The organism is Flagellimonas olearia (assembly GCF_004150225.1).
In the GTDB taxonomy this organism is placed as follows: Bacteria; Bacteroidota; Bacteroidia; order Flavobacteriales; family Flavobacteriaceae; genus Flagellimonas; species Flagellimonas olearia.
Genome location: NZ_ML142913.1, coordinates 236,597 through 259,898, shown reverse-complemented (window position 1 = coordinate 259,898; position 23,302 = coordinate 236,597). Strand labels below are relative to the sequence as shown.

The 23,302-nt window shown below is 45.2% G+C and carries 19 protein-coding genes; all 19 read right to left on the bottom strand.

Features of this window, described 5'->3' with window-relative positions; all coding sequences use genetic code 11:
• The coding region (locus tag DN53_RS15720) for a DUF8202 domain-containing protein (RefSeq protein WP_470299669.1) at positions 1-2,239 on the bottom strand (2,239 nt) is incomplete at its 3' end.
• Between the two features lie 781 nt (positions 2,240-3,020).
• Positions 3,021-3,350, bottom strand: coding sequence for a YegP family protein (locus tag DN53_RS15715; RefSeq protein WP_129655789.1), 330 nt, complete (start codon positions 3,348-3,350; stop codon positions 3,021-3,023).
• 146 nt (positions 3,351-3,496) lie between these two features.
• Positions 3,497-4,696 carry a glutamate-5-semialdehyde dehydrogenase gene (locus tag DN53_RS15710; RefSeq protein WP_129655787.1) on the bottom strand — a complete coding sequence of 400 codons (1,200 nt, stop codon included), beginning with the start codon at positions 4,694-4,696 and terminating at the stop codon, positions 3,497-3,499.
• A gap of 9 nt (positions 4,697-4,705) precedes the next feature.
• On the bottom strand, positions 4,706-5,476 hold the full coding sequence (gene proB / locus DN53_RS15705) for a glutamate 5-kinase (protein ID WP_129655785.1): 771 nt from the start codon (positions 5,474-5,476) through the stop codon (positions 4,706-4,708).
• Between the two features lie 3 nt (positions 5,477-5,479).
• Positions 5,480-6,286, bottom strand: coding sequence for a pyrroline-5-carboxylate reductase (gene proC, locus DN53_RS15700; RefSeq protein WP_129655783.1), 807 nt, complete (start codon positions 6,284-6,286; stop codon positions 5,480-5,482).
• A gap of 27 nt (positions 6,287-6,313) precedes the next feature.
• Positions 6,314-6,505: a hypothetical protein gene (locus DN53_RS15695; RefSeq protein ID WP_116217043.1), complete on the bottom strand. Its 192-nt coding sequence runs from the start codon at positions 6,503-6,505 to the stop codon at positions 6,314-6,316.
• Positions 6,506-6,527: 22 nt separating this feature from the next.
• A complete protein-coding gene (gene rpsU / locus DN53_RS15690) occupies positions 6,528-6,722 on the bottom strand; it encodes a 30S ribosomal protein S21 (RefSeq protein ID WP_116217044.1) in 195 nt (64 codons plus the stop codon).
• Between the two features lie 8 nt (positions 6,723-6,730).
• A complete protein-coding gene (locus DN53_RS15685) occupies positions 6,731-7,174 on the bottom strand; it encodes a GNAT family N-acetyltransferase (protein WP_129655781.1) in 444 nt (147 codons plus the stop codon).
• 342 nt (positions 7,175-7,516) lie between these two features.
• Positions 7,517-8,674 (bottom strand): alpha-hydroxy acid oxidase, encoded by a 1,158-nt coding sequence (locus DN53_RS15680; RefSeq protein ID WP_129655779.1) that lies wholly within the window; start codon positions 8,672-8,674, stop codon positions 7,517-7,519.
• Between the two features lie 45 nt (positions 8,675-8,719).
• Positions 8,720-10,417 (bottom strand): beta-N-acetylhexosaminidase, encoded by a 1,698-nt coding sequence (locus tag DN53_RS15675; RefSeq protein WP_207211130.1) that lies wholly within the window; start codon positions 10,415-10,417, stop codon positions 8,720-8,722.
• A gap of 11 nt (positions 10,418-10,428) precedes the next feature.
• Positions 10,429-10,758 (bottom strand): L-rhamnose mutarotase, encoded by a 330-nt coding sequence (locus tag DN53_RS15670; RefSeq protein WP_129655811.1) that lies wholly within the window; start codon positions 10,756-10,758, stop codon positions 10,429-10,431.
• Positions 10,755-12,062, bottom strand: a complete 1,308-nt coding sequence (fucP, locus tag DN53_RS15665) for an L-fucose:H+ symporter permease (RefSeq protein WP_129655777.1) — start codon at positions 12,060-12,062, stop codon at positions 10,755-10,757. Before fucP ends, DN53_RS15670 begins: the two co-directional genes overlap by 4 nt.
• A 10-nt stretch (positions 12,063-12,072) precedes the next feature.
• Positions 12,073-12,852: an L-fucose dehydrogenase gene (locus DN53_RS15660; protein ID WP_129655775.1), complete on the bottom strand. Its 780-nt coding sequence runs from the start codon at positions 12,850-12,852 to the stop codon at positions 12,073-12,075.
• A 3-nt stretch (positions 12,853-12,855) separates the two neighbouring features.
• Entirely contained in the window at positions 12,856-14,952 is a 2,097-nt protein-coding gene (locus tag DN53_RS15655) for an alpha-L-fucosidase (protein ID WP_129655773.1), read from the bottom strand.
• A 10-nt stretch (positions 14,953-14,962) separates the two neighbouring features.
• Positions 14,963-17,116 carry a glycoside hydrolase family 36 N-terminal domain-containing protein gene (locus DN53_RS15650; protein WP_129655771.1) on the bottom strand — a complete coding sequence of 718 codons (2,154 nt, stop codon included), beginning with the start codon at positions 17,114-17,116 and terminating at the stop codon, positions 14,963-14,965.
• Positions 17,116-18,666 (bottom strand): sulfatase, encoded by a 1,551-nt coding sequence (locus DN53_RS15645; protein ID WP_129655769.1) that lies wholly within the window; start codon positions 18,664-18,666, stop codon positions 17,116-17,118. The genes DN53_RS15650 and DN53_RS15645 overlap by 1 nt, the downstream gene beginning before the upstream one ends.
• 1 nt (position 18,667) lies before the next feature.
• Positions 18,668-20,062, bottom strand: coding sequence for an alpha-L-fucosidase (locus DN53_RS15640; RefSeq protein WP_242502176.1), 1,395 nt, complete (start codon positions 20,060-20,062; stop codon positions 18,668-18,670).
• Positions 20,063-22,468 carry a glycoside hydrolase family 95 protein gene (locus DN53_RS15635; RefSeq protein ID WP_242502175.1) on the bottom strand — a complete coding sequence of 802 codons (2,406 nt, stop codon included), beginning with the start codon at positions 22,466-22,468 and terminating at the stop codon, positions 20,063-20,065.
• Positions 22,465-23,292 carry an amidohydrolase family protein gene (locus DN53_RS15630; RefSeq protein WP_129655767.1) on the bottom strand — a complete coding sequence of 276 codons (828 nt, stop codon included), beginning with the start codon at positions 23,290-23,292 and terminating at the stop codon, positions 22,465-22,467. Before DN53_RS15630 ends, DN53_RS15635 begins: the two co-directional genes overlap by 4 nt.
• Positions 23,293-23,302 lie beyond the last annotated feature (10 nt).

Genomic DNA, 23,302 nt, shown 5'->3' with positions numbered 1-23,302 from the left:
CCGCATCGGTCAGCAGGGTGCCCTCACAGATGTTGATGTTGGCGTCTGTTCCGGCATCGGGCTGATCTGTGATAGTAATGGTGAAGCTTTCTTCATCTGTGCAAACCGGAGCAACACCACCAGTTTCATCATACATATATAATGTAATATTAGAGGTAATAATGTCTCCTTCACTGTACATAGTGCCACCTCCTAATGGGCCTCCTGGCAGGTCATAATACGCTTCATTTCCGGAAAGGGTTCCCGTTATAGGAGGAAGAGCATAAGAGCCACACGCCTCTTGATTGGGAATGGCATCTATATCAGGCTGAAGGTATATATAGATAGTTTGTTCAACATCGGTATAGTTTCCATAGATATCCGTAATTCTGTACGTGCGGGTAATGGTTTCAGGGTTTGTTAAGCCATCTGAAGTGTCTCCAATATGGGTAACAGTGTCCACGGCACAGTTGTCTGCTTCATCCGTGACAACACTTGGGTCTGGTAGGGGAGCGGCACCACAAACAGTCAAGGTCAATGGGTTACTGGCCTTTGGAGGTTCGTTGTCAACAATGGCTACGGTAAAAACGTCCAGATGTTCAAAATTCACATTGTCGAAATAGGCGTTTTGGCTTGCATCAATACTTGTAGCAAGAATCTCGGTAAGAGTGCCCGTCAAAAAGTTGCCATCACCATCAGTATCTATCAATAATATTAAGTTGCCACAGTTACCATTGTTCAGAATGTCTGAACCGGAAAGGTCGACTCGAACACTTACATTTGTAATTGGATCAACTCCACCGGGAGAAACTGTTTTTTGTATTCTCCATTCCCTTCCGATCCGGGCACTATAATCTGTAGGAAGTTCAATGAGAGATTGGTTGATATCACCATGGTCATTTCCCCATAATAGATAATTATGAAGAGTGGATGTTGTTGTTACCGATGTGCTATTTGCAGTGGTGTTGTCTACAATCGGTCGGGATTGGTCTAGATTGTCCGTTGCAAAATTATTGTCCATTGACATGGTAACGACTGCTCCAGTATTTTCACTTTGGGCAATACGTTGGTGAAGATTGTATCGTAGTTTTAAATCGTCATAGGATGTGCTGTTGTCTCCTCCATCTATATCTTCAAACCGATCTCTGCCCAATCCGGCTATGTCATATAAGTATATTGGGTCTGGTTGCCAAATGGTGGTCCCATCTGCTGCTAGATAAGTGTATCCTTGATTGCCAACGGTACTGCCCAATTGTCCTGTATTGTTTAAGGTGATGCCATACTTAATGGCCAAATAGCTTTCCACTCGTTGTATGGAGTTGGCATCCAAAGGACCATCGGCCAATAAAATTTCGGCAATGTTTCCTGTAAGGTTTCTATTGGAATCATTGCTGTTGAAATGTTTTCCAAGTCTATTGAATAAGTATAAATCCCGTTCAACATCTGGAAAGTTTTTTATGATGTTGATATCGGGTAAACCATTTACTTGTGTTCTTAAGACTTCATCTTCCAAAAAAGGGTTTGTGTCAACTTGTCGCACAAGAACACCAATGGTAGGTAATCCTTGGAGATCAATATTGCCACTCTCAAAATCACTCCATGGGGTCCAGGTTCTTCCAATTGAGAATCTATTTCCATCCGAGACGCCTATGGAGAGATTGGTAGTGGAACTATGGTAAGAATCGATGTCTCCTCCAAAAAGTAGGCGTTGGGTTTCAGCACTATTTCCCATACCGCGGGCATGGAATACAATAAAGACTGTAATCTCTTCTCTGGTTGATGATCTAAAATGTAAAGCTTGTCCATCACCACTTCCATCAAATTCAATGGAAGGATTAAAGTTCATATCGTTTCGGCGTAGTGTGGGTAGGCGCGGAATGGAACCAATAGGGTCAAGATACGCTGGTGAACCAAATGAATGTTCAAAACCTAAGGGGTAAGGTTGGGAATAGTTTCCAGGAGCTGGATGTTGGACAGCATCTTGGGGAGTCCCATCGATGAAGTCGTACCAAGTGGTCACGGAAGTACCATCAGCAGGGGCCGGGGGAGTGAAGAGTTGAAATTGTCCGCTAGGAGTAGGCGCTGCGTTCACCGCTCTGTCCGCAGTGAACCACGTGTCAACTTGTTGGCCCAGTATGGAGTTGCTTAAAAGCAAAATGCCCAGTATGCATAAGGGGCGCAACCATTTTAAATTACAATGGAAGAAGACCGGTTTTGATATGGTCCGGATTCGGTTGTAGTGTAGTAAAAGTTTTGTCATAACAAGTAGGTTTTAGGGTGTATTTCTTGTTGGGGTAAAATCAAGAAATAGATTTGGTATTATAAAATAAAGTACTGCCGTGTTACCAAAAGGGGGTCAATTAACCAATGGGCGTTTAGAATTGACGAAAGGGCGTTTAGAATTGACGAAAAAATGTACCAACCTTAAAATTTTATGGTTTTTGTGCATATATGGACAGGTGCATGAATTAGGAAATGAAGAGTTACGGTCCATGGTTTTCAATAAAAGGGCCGCCAAAAATGTTTGACGGCCCAACTATACCATGGCCAACAGTACTGAGAGAAACCAAACCTTACACGCTCAGTTGAATTATGGACAGGATAGTTACTTTGGTCAGTGGTATGCTGTATATATAAATTTTATTTGGAAGAGGTGATTGAGTAGGATTTTTTGCATTTAATTTATGATCTGGCCCCTAAAACCATTACAACCAAGGAATTTGTTTAAATTCCTTGGCGTAACGGAAACCTCAACTAAACTAAACACTTTTTCGACCTACGGTCTTGAAAAGTGCATTGCTATATGTGCATGCGTTAAAAATTGATCTTGCTTTTCAATTGGCTTTAACGCTAACTTGCACAGCAAACATAGGATGTTATTTGCTTTCAAAGGTGTCCCAATTAACCAATGCCCCATTTGATCTTACGGATGGGCCATTTGAATTGGTGGAATATAATTTGGGTTCGAAATTTGTCAAAAAAAAACAGCCCCATTTTTGGGGCTGTCCTTATGTTATATTTGAAATATATGTCCCGGTGAATTACGAATTGTCATCCACACCGGCATCCGGAGCATTGGTTTTTACGGAAGCAATCCCGTTTTCCATGGCCGCAGTGCTGGAATACATTTCACTATTACCGATTACCTGACCGTTGGAAGCCTTCAGGTTAAAGTAAGGGCTACCGTCTTTGGCAGTCTTTCTGTCGAACCTACCATCTTCCTGAGAATTTTTTCGGACAGATTCAATTCCGTTCTCGCAGGCGGCTTTGGTGGTATACCCTTCGCTGCTTAAGATTACTTGGCCGTTATTGGCCTTTAAATTAAACCTGAACTGACCAGATTTATCTGTTTTGATTTCAAATTTTCCCATACTGAATATATTTTATATCTTAAATCTAGATATTTTCTTAAAAAATGACCAATAAATGGGTGTAAAATTACCATTAAACTAACAGATAATGGGCTTTTGCACGACACTTGAACCAATCAACGCCAGTAAGAACAACAAAAGATAGGTTACACACGTACTTGTCCATCCCCAAATACATAGTATTTGTTGGTCACCAATTGTTTTAGCCCCAAGGGCCCACGGTGGTGCAATTTATCAGTACTGATAGCCAGTTCTGCACCCACGCCCATCTGTCCGCCATCGGTGAAACGGGTGGAAGCATTTTGGTATACCGCCGCACAATCCACATTTTCCATGAAAGTTTGGGCCACGGTATTGTTTTCGGTCATGATGGAGGCCGAATGCCCTCCGGAATGGGTGTTGATCTTTTCAATGGCCTCATCTAAATTGTCCACAGCTCCAATAACACATTTCATGGCCAAGAACTCCTCTTCCCAAACCGATGGGTCGGGAATGACATTTTCTTCTGGTAAGATGGATTTCACCTTTTCATCTACTAAAATCGATACGCCTTTGTCAATCAATAGTTGTCTCAATTCCTTGAGTTTATCATCGTAACCTTCCATCCTTGTATCGATCAATATTTTGTCCAAGGCATTACAGGCCGAAATCTTATGGGTCTTGGCATTGATGATGACCTCCAAGCTTTTTTTCCAATCCGCTTCTTGGTGTACATAGAGGAAATTGTTTCCTCGACCACTTACGAGAACGGCACATTTGGCATGTTCTTTCACAAAAGCAATCAATTGTTCACCACCACGTGGAACGATCAGATCTAGGTCTTGGTCCGGGTTTTTCAAAAATTCTTGGGTCTGGGTACGGTCCATTTCCAAAAACTGGATGAAATCGGCGGGGAGATTGTTCTCTGCCAAGGCCTGATGCCAAAACTTTACCAAAGCCTTGTTGCTATGATAGGCTTCTTTCCCGCCTTTCAACAATATTTTGTTATTGGCCTTAAAGGCCAGCACGGCAGCTTCCACGGTAACATCAGGTCGGGATTCATAAATGATCATGATGGTCCCGAAAGGAGCCGTTTTGTTGATGATTTTTAAACCATTGTCCAAATGTCTGGTAGATATTTCCTGATTTACCGGATCCGATTGCAACCGGACTTCCTTTACAGCCTGAATCATTTGGTCTACCTTTTTCTGATCGACCACCAAACGGTCATAGAGGGCTTGATCGTCCCGATCAAAGGCATCCAAATCTTTTTGGTTGGCTTGGAGGAGCTCTTCCCGGTTTTTGTCCAGGATACGCTCCATGTCTGCCAATACTTTATTCTTTATGTCTGTGTTCAATAATTTCATAGTCGTTTTTTAAAGGGAAACTTTGGTCCCCACTTTTTTTCCTTCAACAATGTCTATAATGATGTTTTCTTTTTTTCCATTTACAATGTAGGATGGAATATTATCAGCAGCAGCAATTTGAGCAAAGTTCAATTTAGAGCCCATTCCGCCACGGCCTTCGCCTTCGGCTTTATTGCCTTCTTCAATATACTTGTCCAGGTCTTCTTTGGGTGCCACTTTTTGAATGACCACGGAGTCCTCTTTTTCGGGGTGTCCGTTGTACAATCCATCAATGTCGGTCATGAGGATGAGTTTGTCTGCATTCATCAGCTGGGCAATCAACGTGGCCAATTCGTCATTGTCCGAAAACATGGACATGGCTACCGAAACGGCGTCGTCTTCATTGGCAATGGGGACTACACCTTCCGACAGTAGACCTTCTATACAATTGATCATATTGTCCCGATGTACACCGGGATTAAAATCCCGTTTTGTGGGGAGTACTTGGGCACATTTCATCCCGTAATCACTGAAAATATTGTAGTAGTGCCGCATCATTCTGGGTTGTCCTATGGCAGAATACACTTGTCTGCGCTGGGTCTTGTCCTTTATTTTGGATTTTCCCAGCACCTCTTTTCCCGCGATTACGGAGCCAGAGGAAACCAAAATGGTCATGATGTCACGCTCGTAGAGTTCGGCAATCTGTTGCACCAAACTATTGAGTACGGGTCTTACAATTCTGTTGTCCTTGTTGGTCATTACATTGGTTCCTACCTTAATGACCACGAGTTCTTTATACATGATTTAATATTCTTCGCCGAGTTCCACGGCGCGGTTAAAGGCGGCAAAGGCCGCTTCTTTTATCAATTCGTTTACATTATTGTCCTGCATGGAATCCAAAGCGGCACGGGTGGTACCTCCTTTGGAAGCCACTCTTTCCATCCATGAATCTGGGGTAAGGTTGTTCTGGTTGAACAGTTCCACGGCCCCGGTAAAGGTTTGGCTCACCAATACTTTGGAAACATTTTCGGAAAAGCCCATTTGTAGGGCGGCCTCCATCATGCTCTGCATAAAATAGAACACATAGGCAGGCCCACTTCCTGAAATTCCGGTGGAGGCATCAATAAATTTTTCATTTTTTACGCGGAGGGATTTTCCAGTGGTGTCCAACAGGCCTTCAACCATAAAAAGTTCCAGACGGGAAACTTCGTCGGAAGAAACATAGCTGGTCAAACCCTTACCCACCTGAGCGGGCAGATTGGGCATGGCCCGTACCACTTTTTTAATACCAAGGGATTCTTGGATAAAGTTAATGGTGACCCCGGCCATTATGGAAATGAACAATTGCTCGGGATTTACCAAGTGCTTCATGCGTTTAAAGAGTTCTTCGGCATGGAAGGGTTTAACGGCCAAAAAGATGATATCTGCTTGGGGAACACAGTCCTCTAAACGATCTATGGCATCAAAATGGGCGATTTTATCGACCTCTTCCATTTTTTCCTTTGATTTGTCCAACACCATGATGTTGCGCTTTTTCAATAGCTTGGACTTGGACATACCTGTAGCGTAGGTAAGTCCCATGTTACCTGCGCCAATAACCAATACTTTCATTGTTTTATATAAAGGGTTAGAATATTTTTAAGCGGATACATTGCAATCCTTACAGTCTTTTACTTCTCCGTAATAGGTTTCACGGTATCTGTGCAGCGTGCGAAAAGGAAGGCCAAAAATGTACTCTTTGATATACGTGACCTGGGTAGTGAGTTCCCCCATTTTAACGCTATACCGTTTTTCGTACTTGGTCTTCCGCTTGATTTTTGTAAGTTTCATGATATGGTCAATGTGTTGATGACTATTCGTTTTCCCTGTTTAGGTATTTTTCACGGTATTCGGCCGTTTTGATGGTCTTTCTTCGCCGTACCGATTTTTTGGTGTACTCCTGACGGTCCCTGATTTGCTCCAATCTTTTGGTATTTCTATACTTTCTCTTGTAGCGCTTTAGGGCACGTTCTATACTTTCACCTGATTTTACTTCTATTTTGAGCATATTTTGATTTATCTGTTCAATCTCATTTCTGTATGGGTTACGTTAAACCCATTTTCTTTAAAAAACGCTTCTTTGGGATATTGGTTTTCGTTGGTGATATGGACGGCTACGTCACCTTTACAGTATTGGAGGGTGTATTCCAAGAGCTTTGGTTCAATATCTTTGCCTCGATGCTCCCGGTGCACCACAAAAAAGACCATAAAATTCTCTGGGATATAATCGCCCATCCCTGTTTTGTTGACCACGGCCAGACCAAGGATTTTTTCCCGTTCCTCAATGACAAATACATACCCACCCAAGCCCGGTATTTCCTTTGCCGAATATTGTATGGCTTTTCGGATGGCATTTTTTGATGCTCTTTTTCCATCTTGGTGGTCGAATATAAAATTGGTCAATCTGGCGGTTTCCATAGTGGAAAGCCGTGTATAAGCGTCATAGGTTTTAATCACCATATTTTGATGCTTGTCTATAATGTTTTTTTGATGGTTTAGGGTACAATTGCATAGGAACGATGCAGGCAATTGCGGAGTTTTTCCACAATGTTACATCGCAAAAATCACCACTGTAGTGGTCTAAAAGTTAAAGCGTAGGGGGGATGAATTTATCCGGTTGGTTTCTAAAAACCAGATATTGAAAGCTCAGGATCCTGCAATTTTTCCTTTCGTGGAGTTTGATCTTCATCGCTGCAAAGGTAGCCAATGCAAACGGTATATGCCAATTATACTGGGTTTTATGCTTTTTATAACGTTTGTTTCACGCTTGTTTTAACAGTTTTTGGAGCTATGATCTAGGGGCTATATATTTTTAAAATTGGGTAATTGGGAAACATCCGGGCACCCGATCTGTTCCATTACTTGCTTCAATTGGGTCTTTAACAACATGGCGGTATGGTCCCCGCCGGATTTCCCTAAAGCTGCTGCTCCATACATAAAGGAACGGCCCAAAAATGCAAATTGTGCCCCACTGGCCAAGGTTCTGGCAATATCGGGTCCAGAACGCACCCCGCTGTCCATCATCACGGTGAGCTGATCTCCATATTTTGCCGCTATCCGGGTCAAGGGTTTTATGGTGGATTCCCCGGCATCCAATTGCCTACCTCCGTGATTGGATACAATAATACCATCCAATCCCAAGGATATGGCTTTTTCGGTATCGGCTTCTGTGGCGACTCCCTTTAGAACCAGTTTCCCTTTCCATAGGTCCCTGATTTGGGCAATTTTATCCATATCCATACGCTTGCTAAAGGTCTGGTCCATGAACAATCCCAATTGTTTTAAGTTGAGTCCTTTGGGCATATAGGGTCGCAACACCTCAAAATTGGGTTGGCCATGCTTTAGGGTTTCAAAGGCCCATTTGGGTTTGCCCAATACTTGTAGAATATTGGCAATATTCATTTTTGGGGGCATGGATAGCCCATTTTTGATTTCCTTGGCACGAAATCCAAAAACGGGGGTATCACACAAAAGGACCAATACGGGGAAGCCGGCTGCCTCGGCACGTTGGATTAAATCGTCACGGACCGATTTCTCCGTGGGATGGTATAATTGGAACCACGCTTTACCTTCGGTAATCTCACTGATGCGTTCTATGCTCGATGTGGTCACCGTACTCAGAATAAAGGGGATGTTATGGTCAAAGGCAGCTTTCGCCAAAATTTCAGGCGAATTGGGCCACATCAACCCCTGAAGCCCTATGGGCGATATCCCAAAAGGGGCATCATACTCCTGACCAAAGATTTTAGTGGTCATGTTGGCCTCTTTGTAGGCATCCAAATACCTAGGTAACAACTCAACCTCTCTAATTTCCCGGGTGTTCTTTCTCAGATTCACCTCTTCGTTGCATCCACTGTCCAAATATTCAAAGGCAAATCTGGGAATGCGTTTACGGGCTCCTTCTCGGAGGTCCTCAATGGAGGGATATCTAGGATTGAATTTTGGGGTATACCGGGCCATATCTGCTGTGTTTCTTCTATCTGCGTGGTTCCAATTGTTATGCGGTTACTCCGATGGAGTGTTCTCCGCTGTATCAAAAACGTGTTTGGCGTAGTTGTAGCCTTTGGTTTCGTACAGTTTTCGCATATGGTTCAATCTGGACTTAAAATCTTCAAAATCCTTATCCTCTTTTTGCGACCAAACCACTTCAGATAGTGCAGTGGCTCTTGGTAGGGCCATATATTCCATATGCTCATCCGTTGGGATATACTCGGACCAAATGTTCCCTTGGGCTCCCAAGATATAATGCTGTTGATCTGCCGATAATTCCTCTGGAACAGGTTCGTAGCTATATACTTTTTCAACCGGCAAGAAACCACCAATGGACAAAGGCTCATTGTCCGTGTCCTTGGACTGATAGTGATCAAAATAACAGTGGGAATTTGGAGTCATGATCACATTGTGGTCTTGTTTTGCCGCTTCAATGCCTCCTTTTACACCTCTCCAGGACATAACCGTTGCATTGGGGGCCAAACCACCTTCCAAGATTTCATCCCATCCAATGATCTGTTTGCCTTTACTATTGAGGTATTTTTCCATTCGGGTTACAAAGTAACTCTGTAGGGCGTGTTCGTCCTCAAGACCTTCCTCTTTGATCCTTTTTTGGCAATTGGGGCAGCGCTCCCAGTTTTTCTTTGGGCACTCGTCCCCTCCAATATGGATGTATTTGGATGGGAAAAGGGCGGTTACCTCGTCCAATACTCCTTCCAAAAAGGCAAAGGTCTCTTCTTTTCCGGCACAGTATACATCATTGTATACCCCCCATGACTCTTGAACTACCTTGGGTTGGCCATTTTTCTGTTGTTCCTTTGAAGCTTCAGACATTAGACCGTTGGGTACCTCGGTGGGTTCCTCAGGGAAGCAGCTCAAATACGGATAAGAAGCAATGGCCGCTTGGCTGTGGCCGGGAAGTTCAATTTCTGGAATGACCTCAACATGGCGCTTTTGGGCATAAGCCAAGACCTCCTTTATGTCATCTTGGGTGTAGAAACCACCGTAACGCTCATTGTCATTGGTTTCTCCAGGATAATGACCGGTTATGGTGCCATTTCGGTAGGCTCCGACCTTGGTGAGTTCAGGATATTTTTTGATTTCTATACGCCATCCTTGATCTTCGGTCAAGTGCCAGTGGAAGGTGTTCATTTTGTGCATGGCGATCATGTCGATATACTTTTTCACAAAATCCACATCGAAGAAATGACGTGCTACATCCAAGTGCATTCCCCTGTAAATGAATCGGGGTTGATCTTTGATGGAGACAGCAGGTACAGTAACATCGGTAATGGATGACCCTTCTTCGGGGAGGCTGATCAATTGTACAAGGGACTGGATGCCATAAAAAACACCTTTGGCGTTCTTTCCCGAAATGTTGATTTGGTCAGGGGTCACGTCAAGCGTGTATCCTTCTTCATTTTCAATTTGATCGTTCAGGGCAAGGGCAATGTTGGCCTTTTGGTCCGTAATGGATGGACTTACTTGCGTCAACTGTTGGATGGATTCAGCAAGAAACGTAGCCTCTTCCTTAAGGCCTTCGGCAGCACTGATGGAAGTGCCTCCATCTATCACAAACTTACCGACCTGCATGGTCAATTCCGCAGGTTTTGGAATCACTTGATAGTCTTCCGCTGTGTTTTGAACGTTGTCGTACTTTCCGGTACAGGCCATTATAAAAATGGCCCCTACGGCAATAATCACTTTCTTCATAGGGTTACAAATTATAATTCAAATATTTTTTTGGTCAACAGCCATTTTTCCCCGGGTTTGGCCGAGGGCAATGCTTGTTGGTAGTTCCACATTAATTTTTCCCATTCCTGTACTTTGGGATTTTCAGTATCGGCCTGTTGTTTTGCTTCAAACGAAAAGGAAGCATCGACCTCCATGATCATGAACAGGCGATTTTCAATTCGGTAGATTTCCATGTTTCGGATTCCGGAATTGGTGATGCTCTCCAAGATTTCAGGCCATACTTTTTTATGATGGTCTTCGTAGGCTTGAATGCTTTCTTCATCGTCCACAAGATCCAAGGCCAAGCAAAATCTTCTCAAATCTCCCATATGTGTTCGTTTTTAAAGGTTTTGAAACCAAACCATGCAATGTAAACAAAACAGCAGAGCGGTAGTATAAAAGAGAAGTTGACTTCTGAAACACCCATCATTTTGGTGTCGGCCACACCATTTCCGCCAACATCAATGATCATACCTTGTAGTTTGGGCATCAAGGCCCCTCCAACGATGGCCATAACCAATCCGGCAGCACCCAATTTGGATTCCTCCTCGGTGAGTCCGTTTAGGGCAATGCCATAAATGGTAGGGAACATGAGCGACATAAAGAACGAAACGCCCACAAGACAGTACAATCCCAAATGTCCTTCAATAAAAATGGTTCCCGCGGCACAGGCTCCGGCCAGCACGGCAAACCACATCAACAGTTTTCCTGAACTAATGAACCGGAGCATATAGGTGCCAATGGCCCTTCCCACCAAAAAGACAATGAACGCCACAAATTGATAGTTGGCGGCCACATCACTTGCCATGCCTATGGCTTCGGCATATTGATAGATATAAGTCCAGCACATGATCTGTGCGCCCACATACAGAACTTGGGCCAATACGCCCAAGATGTATTTGGGTCTATGGAACAACGCTTTTCCGGTTTCTTGGAGCGAAGGAATAGTGCCATCCCCTTTGGCCTGGGGCATCTTGCTCACCAAAATCAGTACGAAGACCGCCAAGATCACCAATCCAAGGATAACATAGGGGTCTCTAATGACCATAAGGTCCGATGTGCGGATCAAGGCTTTTTTGGCTTCATCCAAAGATGAGTAATCCGCGATGTCATCGGATTGCAGTTTTTTAAGAACGAATTGCTGGGCAATGAGTAGCCCCAAAATCAATCCCACAGGATTAAAGACTTGGGCAAGGTTTAAACGTTGGGTGGCCGTTTCTTTATCGCCCATGGCCAAAATGTACGGATTGGCCGTAGTTTCCAAAAAGGCAAGTCCAAAGGTAAGGACGTACAGCCCCAAGCAGAAAAACCAAAACTTTTCGGTGATGGCGGCAGGGTAGAACATCAAGGCCCCGGCCGCATATAGGGCCAAGCCTATCAATACCCCAACCTTGTAGGAATACTTTCGGACAAACAATGCCGCGGGCAAGGCCATGCAGAAATACCCTCCATAAAAAGCCATCTGTACCCAGGCTGCTTGGGAGTTGGACAACTCCAACACTTTTTTAAAGGCCTGAACCATAGGGTCGGTCACCGCATTGGCAAAACCCCAGAGCGCAAAGAGCGAAGTGATCAGGATAAAGGGTAAGAGAACTTTTTTGGATACAATTTTTGGTTTGGTCATGGTTGATATTTTAAAGCGAACGGTCCAAATGGGTATAGCCACCATCCACATAGATCAGTTGGCCGGTGGTGTGACTTGATTTTTCCGAAAGGAGAAAAGCTACGGTATTCGCAATTTCTTCCGGAGTGGTCATCCTTTTTTCCAAAGGGATATTGTCCGTGATTTCTTTGAGTTTTTCTTCTGGGTTATCAAACGAATTTATCCATCTTTTATATAATGGCGTAAAGGATTCGGCAACAATTACGGCATTCACCCGAATGGAATAAGGGAGCAGTTCCACGGCCCATTCCCGGGTAAGCGAATTCCGGGCCCCGTTTGCGGCCGCATAACCAGAGGTATTCCCTTGGCCCGTTACCGAAGTTTTGGAACCTATGTTTACAATGCTGCCTTTGCTTTTTTTCAACTGGGGCAAGGCATGGTGGGCCATCACATAATAATGGCCAACATTGCGCTCCAAAGAACGCTTGAAATCGTCATAATTGCCATTTTCAAGCCCCACTCCGTCATTGACCCCGGCATTGTTCACCAATCCATCGATTCTTCCAAACTCTTGGATGGTTTTCTCAATGGCATTTTTGCATTGTTGGGGGTCGGTGAGTTCCGCGATGGCATAAAAGGCTTTGCCTCCGGTTTTGGTGATTTCTTCCACGGCTGCTTGGACATCACTTTCCTTTCGTCCAATGATTACCGGGATGGCCCCTTCATGGGCGAGCACTTGGCAAATACCATTGCCGATGCCCTTGTCTCCTCCAGTGACCACAATCACCTTATCCTTCAATCCTAAATCCATGTATTATTGGTTTGTAGTGAATACCCCTATTTCCGCAAAGGAAGTCCGGGCGTCCCCATTGTGCTTTTCCAAAGCACGTAATTTAATGTATCTGCCTGAAACCGGCTCGAATTTAACCTTTTGTTCAATGCGATTGTTGAACACATTGCCAAATTCTCCCTTTGATGCCGATTTCCATGTGCGGTTATCCGGACTGACCAAAAATTCATATTTGGTGATCATTCCAAATGGATACCGTTCTTGGATGGGCCAGTAGCTAAATCCGGTAAGGGTATGGGATGCGCCCAAATCGATGGTGATTTCGTTGATATCGGATGCGTCCTTATCGGTGGCCCAAAAGGTATAGGGGTCTTCATCCATAAGCTTAACGACATCTGCATTATTTTCTAAGGCACCAACTACTTTCCAATCCTTTTTGGCCAAGTCAAAATATTGGCTCACCGCTTGGGTTTGTTGTCCATTGTTTGGATTGACGGCAATGGCCTTGACAGTAGCAGGAGTCAAAACAGGAAAAGGACCATCATATTTTTTTGAAGCCGTGGTTGGGTCATCCCCATTCGTGGTCACATAGAGGTCCACTTCATCATCAGGAACTTCAATGGAAACCATCCCTTCTCTGTTTCTGGTGATTTTTGGATCCACTAAAAAGGGAGGGGCATTGTAAAGCTCCAAAGTAGAGAGGGTGATGGGGCCTTTGGCGTCCAAAATATCCACTTTTATTTGGGAAGCCGTAACGGTTTCAAACCTTAGGATGCGTTTGTACCCTACAGTGGTCTGCTCATCCAAAACTTGCCATGTGCCATCGACTTCGGCACTGACTTTGAATTTTTTGATTCGTTGTCCCAAAGGAATATACTCTTGGAGGAGTATGCGATTGACTTTGGTGGGCTCATCAAAACGTATGGTAATGGAAGCTTGGGTGGTTCCATCATCGGTTGCCCAATAGGTGTCAAAGTTTCCATCTATGGCCTTTTCGGCATTGAAGGTGGAACTGTTACCCCTGACGTTGGAGGCCTCGGCAGTATTTCCTTGGGCCAATTCTTGTGCAAAATCCTTATCGATTTGTGCTTTGAGTGCCATTAATTGTTGTACATCGGTTTCATGTACCAAACCTCTGTCATCCACAGGGAGGTTCAACAAAAAATTGCCGTTCCTACCAATAGATTCATAATATGTTAGCACCAAACGCGGCAAGGTTTTTACCTGATGGTCCTCGCCGGGATGGTAATACCACCCAGGACGAATGGAGGTGTTTACTTCTGCGGGCAGCCAATGTGTTCCGTCTTCATGGCCAGAACGCAATTCCACATACCGTGGCCAGCCAGGATGGATCTCATCCCTGCGCATCACGCTCCAGTTGGTCTCATTGGCCCAACCTTCCTCGTTACCCACCCAACGTATATCCGGTCCACCATCACTGAAAATGACCGCATTGGGCTGTAATTCCCGAATCATTTCGGTGGTCTTTTCCCATTCGTAATAAGTTTTGTTGTCTATTTTTCGGGTTTCGTTGGCACCGCCATAGTATCCCGAACCTCCATTGGCACCATCAAACCATACTTCGAAGAGTTCCCCATAATTGGTCAACAGTTCCCGTAATTGCTCGTGGAAAATTTTCACATATTCGGGTTTTCCATAATATTCGTTATTACGGTCCCAAGGAGAGAGGTACAATCCCAACTTAAGACCATATTCCTTGCAAGCATCGGCCAATTCTTGGACCACATCGCCTTTTCCATCCTTCCATGGCGAATTTTTAACGGAATGTTCCGTAGTCTTGGTGGGCCACAAGCAGAAACCATCATGGTGCTTGGCGGTCAAAATGATTCCCTTCATTCCGGCCTCCTTGGCAACCTTGGCCCATTGGCGGGTATCCAATTGAGTTGGGTTGAAGAGGTCTACAGATTCCCCTCCCGTACCCCATTCCATATTGGTAAAGGTGTTCATGTTGAAATGGATAAAGGCATAGTATTGCAGCTCATGCCAGTCCATTTGGCGTTGCGAAGGGGTGGGACCAACAGCTTTTGGGGGCTCCACGGTCTGGCAAGCCATCAGTAAAAGAGTCAGGGCAAGGGTTAGGAGGTGTGCTTTTCGAATCATTTTCAAGGGTTTATTTTATGAGATACCAGGTATAGCCGTTCGGGGCAATTTCCACTTGGAGCGGAATGGTATAATCTCTAGTGACAGTATATTCTTTTGGGTTTGTTCCTTTGTGTGACACTTGGGCGATAGCATGGATATCCGTATAGTACATGGGGATTTCCAAGGTTTCCTTTATAGTTTTATCCGTGGGGTTGAACAGCATTATCAAGCCCTTGTTCCCTAAATCTGGATTGACATGCATAAACCCGTCCCAAGACCTTCCATCCGGTCTTTTCAGGTGAATGATGTCGGAATTTAGGATATCACGGTACTCTTTGTAATGCTCAATCTGTGATATCACTAAATCTTTGGTTTCCTTGGAATCGTACAAGCGTGGTCCACGGTAACAGGCCTGCACCCCGGAACCATAGTTTTGGACCATGTGGGCCTCGTAGGAATCCAAATGGTCTTTTAGCGGCTCCAAAGTGGCTGCCTTTCCTCCTCCATGATATTCGGTAAGGGGCACAAAGGTCCAAGCCATGGAGGGTGTTTTTTCCCAAGTGCCGTCATAGATGTTTTGTCGCCCCAGTACAATCTGTTGCTCCCGGGGAAGCGACCAGTTGACCTCCCTATACCCAATGCCGCATTTGTTGGAGCCTTCCAAAAAGTAAAAGTCAGGAGCGTTAAGGTAGATTCCGTTTTCCCGCAACCAATGGTAAAAATCCACGGACATGTTCCATTGCACCCATTGCGAATCCTCATACCCTTTGTGGTATTTATGTGTGGTCGATGCACAGTGGTCGCCTGGGTAAGGCCCGTCATGTTCCAAGAGGTCAAAACCAGTATTTTTCAAGAAAAACTTGAGTTTCTCCAAATAGTCCTTCCCCCATTCGCTGGCCAAGCAAGGGGCATTTCCAAACTTGGTGCCGCCCGGTTTTCCGGTTTCCTTATTGATGACATCCACAGATTCGTTGATGCTTCGACTTGAAAACAGTGAGTAGCCACCCAAGGCGATACCCTTGCTATGGGCATAATCGGCCAACTTTTTATATTTTTTGATGTTTTCCGGGGAATTGTCCTCCATGTTCAATCCACTCCCAAAGCTAAGGATGACCATCTCGTAGCCCGTGTCCACACATTGGTCTATGGCGGCTTTCACCTCTTTTTCATCCGTAGTGGTCAAATGCATGAAAATGGGGTTTTCCGTGACCCATGGGGCCAGTTTTCGATACATTTTACGGAGGCTGAGTGCGGTCTGTTCCCGATTGCCCCGCTCCTCCAGTAATAATTCGTAAGTCCTGAAACTCTCAAAAGTGCTTCCAGATTTTAGGTCAAGGTTTGGACCTACAGGGAGTTGGCTCACCAATAAGCATGGGGTCTCCATCTTCCAGTTGACTTGTGAGGTGTATTCCGGGTCTTGTTCCCAAAATGAGGTTACGGTAGATTCGCCCGCGGTAAATCCGCCAAAAGCGTAATTGCTCTCTACATGCAAGTTGGGTTTTCGCCATGTGTTGGGCGTCTCCACGGGGTTTTCCACTTCTGGAAAGGCCAACAGTTCACTTTTAAATCGGTTTAGGGTGATGGTGTTTTTTCCGTGATTTTCCACAGAAATCCATTTTGAGATCAATGGTATCCCATCAAAAATTTCATAATGAATCAAGACTTCAACGCCTTCCAATTCTTTGGATGCGTGGGTGAACTTTAGGATGAGGCGCTTTCCTGTGGCAAAGGAACTTTTCGCAGTGTTGTATCGTTGCTTAGGGTTCCAAGCAATGCGTGGTTCTATATCTTCAATGACATGGCTTGTGTATTGAAAATCGGAAGTTTTGGACTTTAGGTCTTTTAACCATGATTCCTTGAAATAGCCATGCTCTTTCAACCCATATAGTCCACCAACGTGATAAATACTGTCGTTCAGTGTGACCTCCGCTTCCGGTTTGATGCTACGGAGCATGGTTTCCTGTGTGGTAAGGTTTTTAAACTCTACTGTGGCTGCATTGGGCGACAACTGTATTTTACGAAGTACCAATCCATTGGTCAGTGAAATGGTATTTTCCGATTCCGTTATTTCCGCTTTATAGGTATCCGGTTGCAAAAGCCAATCCGTTTGGTTTTGGGCAAAGGAGACCATACTACAAAGCAGCATTAGAAGTAGGGCGCTATTTCTTTGATTCAACTTCATCAGGGTTGTGTTGCATTGGGCCAGGGAATTTGCTCCCCAGTTGCTTTGTCAAAAGGCATTTGGGCGTCAACGGCTATCAAATGTTCCGTGAGGATGGCGGCCAATTCCTTTACCTTTTCAGGATGTTCCCCCACCTTATTTTGGGTTTCCCCAATATCTTCCTTGATGTTATAGAGTTCCATTTGTTGGTTTTTGTGGAAATAGATCAATTTCCAATCTCCCAATCGGATGGCGCTGAACGCATCGATTCCGGGTCCTTCTGGTCCCCACTCATTGGGATAGTGCCAAAAGAAAGGTCGATTATCGGCAGAGATGTCATCACCTTGCAATAGGGAAGTGAAACTTTGTCCATCCACCATTTGCACGACTTCTGGACTTTCAACACCGGCCATTTCCAAAATGGTAGGGAAGAAATCCTCTATGATAACCGGAGTATTGGTCACAGAACCGGGAGTGGTCTTTCCGGGCCACTTCACCAACATGGGTTCCCTAATTCCCCCTTCGTAGATAGATCCTTTTCCACTGGCCAGAGGTTTGTTGTGGGTATGAGGTTCCCCACCACGGGCCACGGCGCTCAATCCTCCATTGTCCGACATGAAGAGAATAATGGTATTCTCTGCAAGCTGTTTTTCTTCCAGATAATCCATAATGTCCCCCAAGCTTTTGTCCATTCCTTCCACCATGGAAGCATATTTGGCTTCGGTGCTGTCCAAGCCCTTGTCCAAATATCCTTGAACGAACCTTGGGTCACCCATAATGGGTGTGTGTACCGCGTAATGCGCCATATACAGGAAAAAAGGCTTTTGGTCCGGTTTGGAATTCAATTTTTGTAAGGCTTCCTGAGTCAATGCTTCGGTGAGGAAAATGTCCTTTCCATGGTATTTTTCCAATCCAGGTACCGCCCAAATCTCTTTACCTTTTTTCCCGTTGCCAAAGTTTTGCATGCCGTAATAACTTTCCGGGGCACCAGCGGCATGTCCGGCAATATTCACATCAAAACCCAGATTCAATGGATTCTCCCCCGGGGTTCCAATAGCCCCAAAATGTGCTTTCCCTGTATGGACGGTGAAGTAGCCAGCGTCCTTTAAAATTTGTGGAAATGGGGTGGCATATACCGCTAGTGAGTCGGTATTGTCTTGTGGGTTGATGCCGTTCGTGTTCCACTTTGGAAAGCCCAAGGTTGGATGGTTGTTCTCCATGGGCTGGATGGCATTTTTGTGCAAGGTCCAATTGGTGACCCTGTGCCGTGCGGCATTCATACCGGTGATAAGGCTTATCCGGGTAGGGGAACAGACCGGAGTGGCGTAGGCCTGGGTAAATTTCATCCCCTCGGCGGCCAAACGCTCCATGTTAGGGGTATGGTATAGGTCATTGAAAGGGGTTCTTTTGTTCCAAAAAGGGACAGAGGTGTCTTGCCATCCCATGTCATCCACCAAAAAGAGGACAATATTGGGCTGTGAAATTTCCTGTTCCTTTTCTTGTTCCTTGCAGCCCAAAAGTAGTGTTCCAAAGAGTAGGACAAAGGCAAAATGTTGTAGTGAAGTTTTCATCTTAGTTGCTTTCAATTACGGAACCGTCTTCGCGGTACAAGTCTATTTTACCATCCAAGAGCACGGCCAGAACGGTCATGTTTTTGTCCAATACATAATCAGGGACTTGGATGTATTTGATGCCCGGATAATGGCTCCAATAGATTTTGCCCACCACTTTGTGGGAGAGCTTCGTGCCATCGCCAACCACCCATATGCGGTTGATCTTGTTCTTTATTCCCCGAAGTACAATTTCTCCGTTTGGATTTCCTTTCACGAACAGATATAGGATGCTTTTATCCTTTGAAAGGGTAGTGGGACCGTAAAAGTGATCTTTTGGGATACCCGCAACGGTGCCAAAAATAGCCTCTTTGTGCTTTTGGGTCCACCGTCCCAAACCTGTCAAGAGTTCTTCCTGTTCCTTTGGGATGGAGCCATCACCTTTGGGGCCAATGTCCAACAACAAGTTTCCACCTGATGAAATCACATCGGTAAAAATGCCAATCAACTGATCCAGACTTTTATAGTCATGGTCATTTTTTTGATACCCCCACGAATTGTTCATGGTCATGCAGAGCTCCCAATAATTGTCCTTGGGACGGGTAACGGGCATGCCCTGCTCGGGAGTGGCATAATCCCCGTGCCCTTGCAATCTTGAATTGATGATGGTGCCGGGATTTTGGTCGAGCAGCATTTGTCGTACTTTGGGGGCTTCCCACTCCGCGGAACTGTGCTCCCAATCCCCATCAAACCACCATAAATCCGGATTGTAGGTTTTTGAAAGCTCTTTGAGTTGTCCTTGGTAATAGTTTAAAAAAGTGTTCCATCGTTTGGGGTCATCTGCAGGTTTGTACCGCATAGAATCCCTGGTGTGGTGGGTGTAGTCTTGATAGGACCAATCGGGGAGCGAATAATAGATGCCCACTTTTAATCCTTCCTTTCTCAAAGCACTCACAAAAGGGGAGAGTACATCCCTTTTGGCCGCCGAGGCCTTTTTGGCGTTAAAATCACCAAACTTGCTGTCCCAAAGGGCAAACCCATCATGGTGTTTTGAGGTGATGACGGAGTAACGTGCCCCACTCTTTTTGATGAGATCGGCCCACGCCACGGGGTCATAGTTTTTGGCAGTAAATCCATTGGTCTGTTTCAGGTAATCGTTGTGTGAAATATACCCGTTAAAAAAGGACCAGGACTCATCAATGCCGTTTACGGCATATAGGCCCCAGTGGATAAAAATACCCAGTTTGGCATCTTGGAACCACTGCATCTTCTCTTCTTCCGGATGTGTATTGTTCTGTGCATGTCCGGGAAGTGATGTCAAAAAGAGCAAGGTTAGAATACCTAAAAGGGTCATCTTTTCAAGGGCTATCCGGATAGTGTTCTTTCGCAATGGTGATGTCATTTTATATGGGGTCATTTAATCGTTTGTCTTTGTAAGGTTTGTATTTAGTTTGATTTCTTCGCCGGCCTTCATTGGTAGGCCAACCATGGACGAGCCATATTTTACGGTAATGCTCGTGTCTGATGGGGAACGAAAAGCAACTTCCTCCAAGGTACCATTCTTCCAGCTCATGTCTACCTCAATATTTCCCCTGGCCTTTAGGTCGGTTATTTTTCCATCCTTCCAGTTGGGAGGGAGGGCCGGCAGCAATCGAATAAACCCTTCGTGTGATTGGATCAGCAGTTCCGCTACCCCGGCGGTATATCCAAAATTACCATCAATCTGGAAAGGGGGGTGCATGTCGAACATATTGTTTGCCAAGGAAATCTCAAAGAATTTTTGAATGTTTTCCCCTGCCGAGGCACCATCCAGCAAACGTGCATTCAAATTGATCATCCAGACACGGCTCCAGCCGGTTCCCGCACCACCATGTTCCAATCGGTAATCAATGGTTTTTTGGGCAGCGGCAAAGGCTTCGGGGTTGTTCTCCGTAATGTCGTCCCCAGGGTGAAGGGCATAGAGGTGCGACATATGCCGATGTCCTTTTTCAGGTTCGTCATAGGGTTCGTTCCACTCCAAGATGCGTCCATCCTTTCCAACGATCACTCCGGGATGTAGATCAGCTCTCTTGGTTTTTATCTCTTCCACAAGCTCGTCTTCAATATCTAAAATCTGGGCCGTTTCCAAGAAATTATCGAACACTTCCCCAATAATTTGATGTCCCATGGCACTCCCCATGGAAACCGCGGCTGATTTGCCGTTTGGGTTGTAATAGGAATTTTCCGGTGAGGTTTCCGGGGTGGAGATCCATTTTTCGCTTTTGGGGTCCCAAGTCAGCCAATCCAGATAAAAGGAAGCGATGTCCTTAAGGACAGGATAGGCCCGATTACATAAAAAATCCTTGTCTTGGGTAAATTGATAATGCTCCCAATAATGCTGGGCGCACCATCCACCTCCATGGATCCACGATCCCCAATAGGCTCTTTCGGCCCGCATAAATGGGGTAGCCCAAAGATCTGTGGTATGGTGGGCCATGGTACCTCTGGTAATACCGTATTGTTCCTTGGCAGTTTTTCGGCCTCGCTCCAATACTCTATCGATAAGGTTGAAAAAAGGTTGATGGAGTTCACTAAGATTGGTGACCTCCGCGGGCCAATAATTCATTTGCAGGTTGATGTTGAGGTGGTAATCGGCATTCCAAGGTGCTTCAAGATGCTCGTTCCAAATTCCCTGCAGATTGGCCGGATTGGTGTTGGGTCGCGAAGAGGAAATCAACAAGTACCTTCCATATTGAAAGAGCAGGGATTGCAACCCCAAATCGGTGCCTCCATCCTTGCAGCGCTTTAAGCGCTCATCGGTAGGAATGTGGTCCATGTTGTTTTCTCCCAACTCAAAACTGACCCTATTGTAAAGTTTTTGGTAGTCCGAAACATGTTGTTCCAAAAGCGATGTGAACGACTTCTGCGTGATTTTGGAAAGGGTCTCGTCATTTTTTTTGATATAGTTGTCACCGTGATAGAAAGAGGTATTGCCCACTATAAAGATTAGAGCTTTTTTAGCTCCTTTTATGGAAACCTTGCCTTCTTTGGCGGTGATTTTTCCATTAGGGGTCACCACCTGAAGTCGTACCTCAAAACGTACTCCGTGATCAATGGGCAAGGGTTTGGAAAATCGCTTTCCGCCATATTGGGTCACTTGCCCCAACATACTGATTTGATTTTGGGAAGGGTTGGAAACACTCACTGTGGCCTTGCCATGATCTTCAGGTCTGCTGAGGGAAAGTTCCAGATTTAACCCTTTCTGGGAGGTGGTGGTGATTTCCATCACCATGGCATCATCGGGCTGGGAGGCGAACACTTTTTGGGTGTAATGGTTGCCGTTAAGCGTATAGGAGGTGGAGGCCAATGCTTGGTTGAGGTCCAATTCCCTTCGGTAGTCACTGATTTCGCCGGTTTCTTTAAAATCAATGAAAAGGTCGCCCATGGTTTGATGGGAGCGTAGGACGGTCTTGTTGGAGAATTTCTCAACAATCAAACTATCCACTTCCGCAGTTTTACCCTCGCGCAACAATCGCCGCAACGTTTCAAGGTCTTCGGGAGTTCCCTGCGCGTCTTCCCAATCGGTTCCTCCGGCCCACATGGAATCCTCGTTCAGTTGAAGGCGCTCCTTGAGAGGGTCTCCAAAAACCATAGCGCCCAAACGGCCATTGCCAATGGGAAGGGCCTGCATCCATTCTTCGGCGGGACTGGAGTACCATAAAATATCTTTGGAATCCTGAGCATTCAAGCCGGATAGGACACTAGTCAAAATGAAAACCAACCCCAATGTCAATTTTGATGGGATGGGGTTCTTCGGAACAAAAGAAGAGCATTTGATCATCATAGCTTGTAAAACTTTTGAGCGGTTAATCCCATGACTTGTTTTCGAGATTCCCTTGGGTATTTGGTCAGATATTGGGTCAAAATACAATTTACCTGCTTGTATTCGGCCGAAAGCAGACAAACGGGCCAATCCGAACCAAACATGATTCGCTCAGCGCCAAAGGAGTTGAACACCACATCCAAATAGGGTATAAAATCACTTTTGGACCATTTGCCCCATTTGGCCTCGGTGACCATGCCCGAAGCCTTGCAATATACATGGTCTTGTTGCCCAAGTTGGTTCATGTAGTGTTCCCAACAGGGTTCTATTTTGCCATTGATCTTGGGTTTGGCAATGTGGTCCACTACAAAAGGTTGGTTGGGAAACAATTTTACGAGTTCCAAGGCAGAGGATAAATGTTTTGGGAATATGAGGATGTCATACGTAAGCCCATATTTTTCCAAAAGGGAAATGCCTCTCAAGAATTCTGGGCGAAGCATAAAATAGTCATCCGGTTCATCCTGGACAATATGTCTTAATCCCTTCAACAAAGGGTTTTTTGAATATTCCTGTAGTTTTTCCTCGATGTCTTCGGCACAGAGATCCAACCAACCCACTACGCCCTTGATGAAGGGATGTTCCTCGGCGCATTTCAACAGAAATTCGGTTTCCGCTTCGGATTGATCGGTCTGTACCGCAACACAACCATCCAATTCATGGTTTTGGAGCAAGGGTTCCAAGTCCTCTGGCAAAAAGTCCTTTTTAAGGACTCCCATGGTGGAATCTATCCAAGCATGACTGCTGGGGCTGTATCTCCAAAAATGTTGATGGCTGTCAATTTTCATCCGCTCCGAT